The sequence below is a fragment of the Rudaea sp. genome, assembly GCF_036383415.1.
Taxonomy (GTDB): Bacteria; Pseudomonadota; Gammaproteobacteria; order Xanthomonadales; family Rhodanobacteraceae; genus Rudaea.
Window position 1 is genome coordinate 1 of record NZ_DASVOK010000110.1, and the last position, 8,357, is coordinate 8,357.

7 protein-coding genes and 1 tRNA gene are annotated in these 8,357 nt (G+C 63.3%); 5 read left to right on the forward strand and 3 right to left on the reverse strand.

Going from position 1 to position 8,357, the window contains the following annotated elements; translation table 11 throughout:
- Window positions 1–4,190: hypothetical protein (locus VF497_RS04100; protein ID WP_330886368.1), on the reverse strand; the 4,190-nt coding region annotated here is incomplete at its 3' end.
- Window positions 4,191–4,431: 241 nt separating this feature from the next.
- Between VF497_RS04100 and VF497_RS04105 the strand changes: the two genes are divergently transcribed.
- From VF497_RS04105 to VF497_RS04125, 5 genes are all read left to right on the forward strand, one after another.
- A complete protein-coding gene (locus tag VF497_RS04105; protein WP_330886369.1) occupies window positions 4,432–4,791 on the forward strand; it encodes a metalloregulator ArsR/SmtB family transcription factor in 360 nt (119 codons plus the stop codon).
- Window positions 4,788–5,243, forward strand: coding sequence for an ArsI/CadI family heavy metal resistance metalloenzyme (locus tag VF497_RS04110; protein WP_414706837.1), 456 nt, complete (start codon window positions 4,788–4,790; stop codon window positions 5,241–5,243). Before VF497_RS04105 ends, VF497_RS04110 begins: the two co-directional genes overlap by 4 nt.
- Window positions 5,240–5,941, forward strand: a complete 702-nt coding sequence (locus VF497_RS04115; protein ID WP_330886371.1) for an MIP/aquaporin family protein — start codon at window positions 5,240–5,242, stop codon at window positions 5,939–5,941. The genes VF497_RS04110 and VF497_RS04115 overlap by 4 nt, the downstream gene beginning before the upstream one ends.
- On the forward strand, window positions 5,938–6,456 hold the full coding sequence (locus VF497_RS04120; RefSeq protein ID WP_330886372.1) for an arsenate reductase ArsC: 519 nt from the start codon (window positions 5,938–5,940) through the stop codon (window positions 6,454–6,456). The genes VF497_RS04115 and VF497_RS04120 overlap by 4 nt, the downstream gene beginning before the upstream one ends.
- Before the next feature lie 394 nt (window positions 6,457–6,850).
- Window positions 6,851–7,279 carry a cupin domain-containing protein gene (locus tag VF497_RS04125; protein WP_330886373.1) on the forward strand — a complete coding sequence of 143 codons (429 nt, stop codon included), beginning with the start codon at window positions 6,851–6,853 and terminating at the stop codon, window positions 7,277–7,279.
- A 25-nt stretch (window positions 7,280–7,304) separates the two neighbouring features.
- On the opposite strand, the gene VF497_RS04130 is transcribed toward VF497_RS04125, so the two are convergent.
- Window positions 7,305–7,931 carry an opioid growth factor receptor-related protein gene (locus tag VF497_RS04130; protein WP_330886374.1) on the reverse strand — a complete coding sequence of 209 codons (627 nt, stop codon included), beginning with the start codon at window positions 7,929–7,931 and terminating at the stop codon, window positions 7,305–7,307.
- Between the two features lie 185 nt (window positions 7,932–8,116).
- A tRNA-Val gene (locus tag VF497_RS04135) sits at window positions 8,117–8,191 on the reverse strand.
- Window positions 8,192–8,357 lie beyond the last annotated feature (166 nt).

The following is an 8,357-nucleotide window of genomic DNA, read 5'->3' on the forward strand; positions in this document are numbered from 1 at the left end:
AGCGTGGCCGAGGTGGTAGTGATTGCCGTCGCCGCATTCGTCGTCGCGGCCGGCGGCTGCACGGCACAGGCCGCGGTCGTGAACGACTGGTCGCCGCCGTAGACCGGGCCGCCGTTGACGTTGTCGGCGACGACGCGGAAATGGTAGGTCTGGCCGCAGCTCAGGCTGCTGACCGCGTACGAAACCGGCGCATTGCTCGCGGTCGTGGTGAGCGGGCTCTGCGCGGCCACGACGGCTGTGCCGTACGACGTGGTTCCGCCGTAATCGAAGGTTACAGTGGTGACCGCGCCGTTCGCACTGACCGTGCCGTTGAGCGTGGCCGAAGTGGCCGTGATCGCGCTGGCCGCATTGGTCGCAGCAGTCGGCGCGCCGGCCGGGCAGGCCGATGTGGTGAATGTGTTGTCGGCCGTGTTGACGTTGCCGCCGGCGTTGCTGCCGTCGAGGCGGAAGTGATACGTCGTGGCGCAGGTCAGGCCGCTGAGGTTGGCCGTGACCGCCGTGCTGGACGAGCCCGAAAGCGGGCTGGGAACGCCGGGTGCGGTCTGGCCGTAGTTCGTGGTCGTGCCGTATTCCCACGTGACCGTCGTGGTGTAGCCGTTCGCGTTGCCGCTGCCGTTGAGCGTTGCGCCCGTCGCGGTGATGTTGCTCGCCGCGCTCGTCGACACGGTCGGCGGCGTCGCGCCGCAGGCGCCCAAGGTTGCGCTGAGGTCGCCGCCGTTCGTCGTGTTGATCACGTTGGTCGCGCGCACGCGGAAATGCACGGTCGTGTTGCAGGCTGCTGCGATCGTCGCCGACACGGCCGTTGCGCCGGCATTGGCGAGCACCGTGCCCGGCGTGGCCGCGACGCTGCTGCCATAGCTCGAGGTCGGGCCATAGTCGAAGACCACGGTGGCGTCGTTGCCGTTCGCGTTGACGTTGCCGTTGAACGTGATCGAACTGGTCGTCACATTGGTCGCGGCGAGCGTGACTGCGTCGGGCGCGGGACAGGCAAGCGTGGTGAAGGTCAGGTCGTTGCCGAGCTGCGTGCCGCTGACGCCGTTGAGCGCCTCGACGCGGAAGTGGTAGAGCGTGCCGCAGGCGAGGCCGGAAATGTTTCCGCTCACCGCTGCGTTGCTCGCGTTGGCGGGTAGCGGATTCGGAGCGTTTGCGTTGACGCTGAAGCCGTAGGCGGTGGTCTTGCCGTAGACGAAGTCCACGCCGGTCGACGCGCCGTTCGCGCTGACCATGCCGTTGATCGTCGCCGTCGTCGCGGTGATGTTTGTCGCGGCCGTCGTCGTTACGGTCGGCGGCTGCGCGGGGCAAGCCGAGGTCGCGAAGCTCATGTCGTTGCCGAAGACGATGCCGCCGATGCCGTTGCTCGCCTTGATGCGGAAATGATAGGTCGCATTGCAGGTCAGCCCGCTGGCGGTGCCGGAAATGGCGGTGCTGCCCGAGCCCGCAGGCAGCGAAGCGGGAACGGCGGTGACCAGCGTGCCGTAGTTCGTGTCCGGGCCGTACTCGAAGCTGATCGCGGTGGTCGCGCCATTGTCGTTGACGGTGCCGTTGAGCTGGGCACCGCTTGCAGTGATCGCGGTCGCTGCGGTCGTCGTGGCGGTCGGCGCCTGCGCGGGACAGGCCGAGGTCATGAGGCTCATGTCGTTGCCGTTGACCGTGCCGCCGACGCCGTTGTTCGCGTCGACGCGGAAATGGTAGGTCGTGCCGCAGGTGAGACCTGCCGGAGCCGCGGACACCAGCGTGTTGCCGGCGCCGGCGGCAACGGTGCCCGGCGTCGCCGCGATCGTGCTGCCGTAGCTCGTGCTGGTGCCGTACTCGAACGACACCGTCGTCGACGCGCCGTTGTCGTTGACGAGGCCGTGGAACGTCGCGCCAGTCGCGCTGATATTGGTCGCCGCCTGGGTGACCGCGCTGGGTGCGATCGCCGGCACGCTGGCGACGTTGGAGAATTCGGAGGTGTTGTTGGCCGGACAGGCAGAGATGATGCCGGTCGGGTCGCCGAACTTGCCGACGAAGCACTTGAGCCCGGCCTTCCAATCGCCGGGCGCGCCAGGCACGTTGGTGAGGTTGGTGATATCGGTCGCGGTCATCGCCAGATACGCGCCGCTGAGCGCGCCCGTGAGCGTCATGCTGCAGCGTCCGTTCGAGCAATTGGCACCGGTGGGTTTGCCGTTCGCATCGGTGATGACGGTCTGTTCATCGAACCAGGCGAATTGTCCCGCAGTGTTCGCGTCGGCCTTGTCGAGGGCGAAGAATTCCATGCGCAGGCTGGCACTGGGACCGTGCGTGGTGATGGTCCATTGCAGCGTCACCGAGCTGCCGTTCGATATGGGTGCAGCCGAACCCGCGCATGCGCCCGTGTCACCCGGGCCGGTGCAGATAACTGGTTGCGCCTGATCGAGGTTGGTGTAGTTCGCCGGAATTTCGGGCGGCAGGGTAATGAGCGGATTGCTCGCATTCTGCGCGCGGTCGAGATCGATGCCGACGCCGGCCATGGCGACCGCGTTGTGGTAGATGTGGTTGCGCTGGAGCAGATTGCCCCAGCCGTTGTTCGTGCCGCCGTTGACGATCTTGACGCCATTGCGGCCGTTCGCGGCGATTGTGTTGAAATCGCTGGAGCCGCTGCCGCCGATCGTGGTCGAACTGGCGTTGTCGATGTGGAAGCCGTCGACGCCGTTGCCGAGCGCGAGGTTGCCGCCGAGGCTCGGATGCACGCCGACCGAGTTGCCGACGAAGCTGTTGCCGGTCGTCGCGCTGCCGCGCACGACGATGCCGTGGCGCGCGTTGGCCGCGACGATGTTGCCGGAGGTCGAGGCGCTGCCGCCGATCTGATTGCCCGAGGTGGTGACGATGATGCCGTCGCCGAGGTTGGCGTATGCCTTCGACGCGAGCGGCGTGCCGGCCGGGAACTCGGCGATGCCGATCGTGTTGCCGAGCACCTTGATGCCCGTGCTCGCGCCGGTGATGAGGATGCCGCCCTGCGTGTCGTTCTGGTCGTCGAGGTTGAGCGCGTTGTTCGTGCCCTGGTTGTCGGCGATCACGTTGAGCGGGCCGATGACGAGCCCGGTCAGGCTCGGGTTGAAGTAGGCCGGGTCGGACGAAGGCTGAGTGTTGACGTAAATTCCGCTCTGCAGGTTGCCGACATGCGCGCCGTTGACGTTGGACACGCCGATGCGGTTGCCCATGATGAAGTTCGGCAGGTAGACCGCGCCGGCGTCGACCTGGATGCCGTTCTGGGTGTTGCCGGCGATCACGTTGTTCGGGCCGATCAGGTTGCCGAAGGTGCTGCCGACGAGGTACACGCCATTGTTTCCGTTCGCGATCGCAAGCGTGCCGGTCGAGTTGGTGCCGATCATGTTGTTCGACATCAGCGTCGCGGCCAGGGTCTTGCTGAACAGCTCGATGCCGTTGAGCGTATTGCCCGAGATGACGTTGTCCTTGATCGTGTTCGGCTGCAGGTTGACCAGCACGCCGGCGAGGCCGGTGGAGAAATTGCTGATGTCGACGGCGCTGACCGGCAGCAGCGGCAGGTTGAGGTTGCTCAACGCCTGGGTATCGACGAACTGGTCGTCGTACGCGATCGACGCGGACAGCCAGATGCCGTTGCCGCTGTTCGGCCAGGCGACCAGTCCGGTCGGATCCACGCCGATGTAGTTGTTGTTGAACGTGTAGCCGTGCCCGTTCGCGCTGATGCCCGCGCCGCTGCAGTTGCCGATCACGAGGTTGCTGATCGTCGAGCCGGTGGCGCCCTTGCCGTTCTGGATCGACGGCGAGGCCTGCACGGTGCCCGAGTCGGTCAGGTCGAGGCAGCCGTGGCCATTGCCGTTGATCGCGGTGCGCAGTGGGAACGCGCCGGTGACCGTGTATTGCGCACGCAATTGCGCCATGGCGCCGTTGACCACGGCTACCGTCGTCACCGCCGGACTGAAGGTGATCGTGTGCGGCCCGGTGATGTTGTTGCCGACCATGATCGCTGCGCGCAGGCTGCAGCCGTTGCCGGTCGGCGTATTCGTGTTGTCGACCTCGACGCAGGTCGCCGTGTTGCCGACCTGCTGCGAACCGTCGGTGCCGGTGGTGACGGTGAAGTTGTTCGCCGCGGCGGGTAGGGCAAAGACGGCGAGAAGCACGGTCAGAGCCGGTGCGGGAATGAACGATTTGTGGTGAGCGTACGGACGATGCTGGCGAACGGACTTCATGACGGTATTTCCCCGGATTGCAATCGCGTAGCAGGACGCGAAAAACCGGGAAAACGGATCACGCTCCGACAACTGGGTTGGCCGCGTCGGGTCGGTCAGTCCCTACGTAGCCGTCGACCCTGCAATTCGCGATGGTCGAGGCATAGCGCGCGCAACTGGTCGAAGGCTCGTCCGCCGGAACCCATGGCGGTTTCGATCTGGTTCGCTTGACGGAACACAATATTTCGATATTATTGGAAATATGAAAACAGAAATGGCCATTGCCGCACTGGCTGCACTTGCCCAGGAAAGCCGCCTGGCGATTTTTCGCTACCTTGTGGAAGCAGGACCTGCGGGTTCGACCGTGGGTTCCATCGCTGATGCGCTCGACCTGCCGGCGGCCACGCTGTCTTTTCATCTCAAGGAATTGACGCGGGCCGCGTTGCTCGACAGCCGGCAGGAAGGGCGCTTCATCCGCTATGCCGCCAACTTCGGCACGGTAAGCGATCTGATCGGTTACCTGACCGAGAACTGCTGCGGCGGGAAACCCGAATTGTGCGGCCCGGTCTGCTCGCCATCCACGTCTTCCGCGAAAACGATTCGAAAGAGGACTCCCGCATGAAGCGCTTCCATGTCCACGTTGCCGTTTCCGACCTCGACCAAAGCATCGGTTTTTATTCGACCTTGTTCGGCGTGGCACCGAGCGTGCGCAAACCTGACTACGCCAAGTGGATGCTCGATGATCCGCGCATCAACTTCGCGATATCCCGGCGTGCGGGGAATTTTGGCGTCAACCATCTCGGCATGCAGGTCGAATCCAAGGATGAACTGGATGCCATGCGCAGCCAGCTTCAGCGCGCGGATCGCGGGCTGGTCGAAGAGATGGGGGCGCAATGCTGCTACGCGCAATCCGACAAGTACTGGATTACCGACCCGCAGGGAGTGGCCTGGGAAACATTCCATTCACTCGGGGAAATTCCGATCTACGGCGACGACGATGGAACGAGGAAGAGCACCGCCGCCTGTTGCGCGCCGGAGGTGCAACCGCAACCCGCGGCAGCCTGCTGCAAATGACGCGCTGTCCCGCTCTTGTCGCCGAACTCGCCGGCACGGCCGCGCTGCTGGCCATCGAGGTCGGCTCCGGGATCATGGGCGAACGCTTGGCCATGGGCAATGCAGCCGTGGCCCTGCTCGCCAATTCGCTGTCGACGGGCGCGGGCTTGTTCGTGCTGATCTCGACGCTTGCACCGATTTCCGGGGCCCATTTCAACCCGGCGGTTTCCTGCTTGTTCTGCTGGCGCGGCGAGTTATCGAAAGGCGATCTTGCTGCATACGTCGCCGTACAAATCATGGGCGCAGTTCTCGGCGTGTGGCTGGCTCATGCCATGTTCGACTTGCCCATTCTCCAGGCCGGCGCCAAGGTTCGGACCGGAACGGGGCAATGGACAAGCGAAGCGGTTGCGACGATCGGGTTGCTCGCGACCATTCTGCTGGGCCTGAGGACAAACACAAAATCGGTGCCCGCCCTCGTGGCCTGCTACATCACGGCGGCGTATTGGTTCACCGCATCCACTTCGTTCGCCAATCCCGCCGTCACGATGGCCCGTTCCCTGACCGACACCTTTGCCGGCATTCGCTGGCCGGATGTGCCGGGCTTCATCGCGGCACAAGCGGCGGCGACATCGTTCGTCATGGCGACGTTGAAGCGGAATTCCGCGGCGACGGCGAGTAGTAAGGAAGACGAGTGCCCCACGACAGGATCACTATCATGAGCGATCGCATCTTCAATGTTCTGTTTCTTTGCACGGGCAACTCCGCCCGTTCCATCCTTGCCGAAAGCATCCTGGCCAAGGACGGGACGGAGCATTTCCGCGCATTCTCCGCCGGCAGCCAGCCCAAGGGAGAAGTGAACCCCTTGGCCATCGAGACGCTGCGCAAGATGGGCTACCCGGTCGAGGGCTTGCGTTCGAAGAGTTGGGATGAATTCGAGCAGCCCGACGCGCCGAAAATGGATTTCATCATCACCGTGTGCGATAACGCCGCGGGCGAAGTTTGCCCGATATGGCCGGGGCACCCGATCAAGGCGCATTGGGGCATCGAAGACCCCGCCGCCGCGACGGGCACGCACATCGAAAAGCTCGCCGCGTTCGCCACCGCTTTTCGTTATCTCAAAAACCGCGTGTCCCTGTTCGCGGCGCTGCCGATCGCAAAGCTGGAGGCGTCCATGCTCGTCGACAAGGTGGCCGATATCGGCCGCGGCGAAGGAGCATCCGCCGGCAACGGTTGAGATCGCCGTGCGGAGTGGGCTCGTGACTCGGGCTCTTTTTTCGATTTGCGGGCAAGAAAAACCGTGCCCAACGATGATGCAGGTGTGGCCATCTGGACGCGTTGCGAGTTCGCTCGAGGCCGCTGGGCCGCCGAAGAGATCAACCGGTTTCTCGCGCTCGCATTCAACATGGCCGGCCACCGCAACGCCGTGACACTGAGTCGCCTTGCCGGCGAACCTGGCTGCGCTGTACGCGATCCTGGACGATCGGGAGTGGCCGTACTATGAGCACCGGCTCTCGGTGTAGGGGCTCGCGAGTTCGCGCGTCGTCGTGCCTGTGGCGTGGTGTAGGATGACAAGCATCGCGACGGCAGCCGCTTAGTCCAGGCGTTGTGCACCTTTCGGGAGGCATGAAATGACCTTCAAACTTGTGTCTATCTTAGTTGCGGTCACCCTTAGCGCAACCGTTGCGGCCGAGCCGCCTGCTCGCGTCGAAAAACAAGGACAGGCTTCGAAGACAAAGATTGAAGCTACGGTTGCAGGCCACCTCAGCGGACTAAATGGCAAATACAAGCTCCGCGCCTCTGAGGTCACCTATGCCCCTGGCGGGTTCATTGGTCCTCATCATCACGCTGGGCCAGGTGTTCGCTGCGTGACGGCGGGCGAACTCACTTACATCCAGCCAGATCGCACCACCATCTATAGACAAGGCGATTGCTTCTTCGAAAGTGGCGATGTGAGCCATACGGCGAAAAACGAAACGGGCAAACCGGTCGTTCTCCTGAACTTTGAAGTTCTTCCGGTCGACTGGAGCGCTGGTTCTGCGATTCCCGTGCCCAAATGAAGCAACTCGGTGGATAGTGCGCTAGCTACACTTCTGCTGTCGCCTCGTGCCAGTTTGCGAGCGCTCGCTTGTCAAAGTCGCAGTGCCTGTCCAACTGTGCGAGCCGTATCAGGCAGCCTTTGAACGCCTCGGCCTCCGAGCGAAGTCCGAGCAAACACATGCTTCGCAGAATGCGCGTGATGCGTATGTTGTAATGCATCGGTACCGTCGCCCATTTGGCTTTGCGGTCGTCCCAGTTCTCGCCCTTCTCAACATGCCATGTGCGCTCGCGCAAGCCGTAGAAGCGCAGCATGCGCAAATACGCGCTCCGCAGTCGATCACGCATCACCTCACTGGCTCGGAATGCGGCGATCGTTTCGTTGTCGAGCGGCGGCGCATCCCGGTTTGATCCGCTCGGCTCGGGTAGCGGGAAGACGAATGGCACATAATCGTGCGTGTGTTCGAGCCACTCGTCGTTGCGCTCGAGGATATCGGCCAGTCGCCGACCGCGGCTGTCGGGCTGGTCGTCGCGATAGAAGGCGAAGATCGAAGCGCTTGCTTCGTTAGAACCGTAAGACAAGACGAGCCCCCAAGTTATGGTCGTCTCATCGCAGACGTAAAAGGGGGCGCTCGCCTGACACGTCGAGTCGAAAATACTTTCAGCCGAGGTCAACTGCTCGCCGTCGAGCGCGCCGGCTCCGGTTACAGGTTTGGCGGTAGGAGCCTGTTACCGTCAACGTTACCGACAAATTGCGCTACTCAAGGGAAGTTGAAGTGGTCTCCGTGATATACGGACAAGAAAAAACCGCGTCAGAGCGCGGTTTCAGAGGTATTGCGTGACGCTGAGTGATTACGAAGTGGTGGGCAGTACAGGGATCGAACCTGTGACCCCCACCATGTCAAGGTGATGCTCTACCGCTGAGCTAACTGCCCACTTCGTAGGAAGCAGCGGGAAACCGCTTCCGAAAACCGCTGAGAACCTTGCCGGTCTGACATCGACGCCAAGGTAGTGGCTCCATCGCCGAGCCGACTCCCCGCAACCGCCGAAGGCGGCGATGGCGCCTTCAAGGGGGCGCAAGAATAGCGGAAGCGGCCTGCT

Bases quoted from the DNA above. Each gene is read 5' to 3' on its own strand.
- VF497_RS04105 (WP_330886369.1), top strand. From the start codon at position 4,432: ATGAAAACAGAAATGGCCATTGCCGCACTGGCTGCACTTGCCCAGGAA.
- VF497_RS04110 (WP_414706837.1), top strand. From the start codon at position 4,788: ATGAAGCGCTTCCATGTCCACGTTGCCGTTTCCGACCTCGACCAAAGC.
- VF497_RS04115 (WP_330886371.1), top strand. From the start codon at position 5,240: ATGACGCGCTGTCCCGCTCTTGTCGCCGAACTCGCCGGCACGGCCGCG.
- VF497_RS04120 (WP_330886372.1), top strand. From the start codon at position 5,938: ATGAGCGATCGCATCTTCAATGTTCTGTTTCTTTGCACGGGCAACTCC.
- VF497_RS04125 (WP_330886373.1), top strand. From the start codon at position 6,851: ATGACCTTCAAACTTGTGTCTATCTTAGTTGCGGTCACCCTTAGCGCA.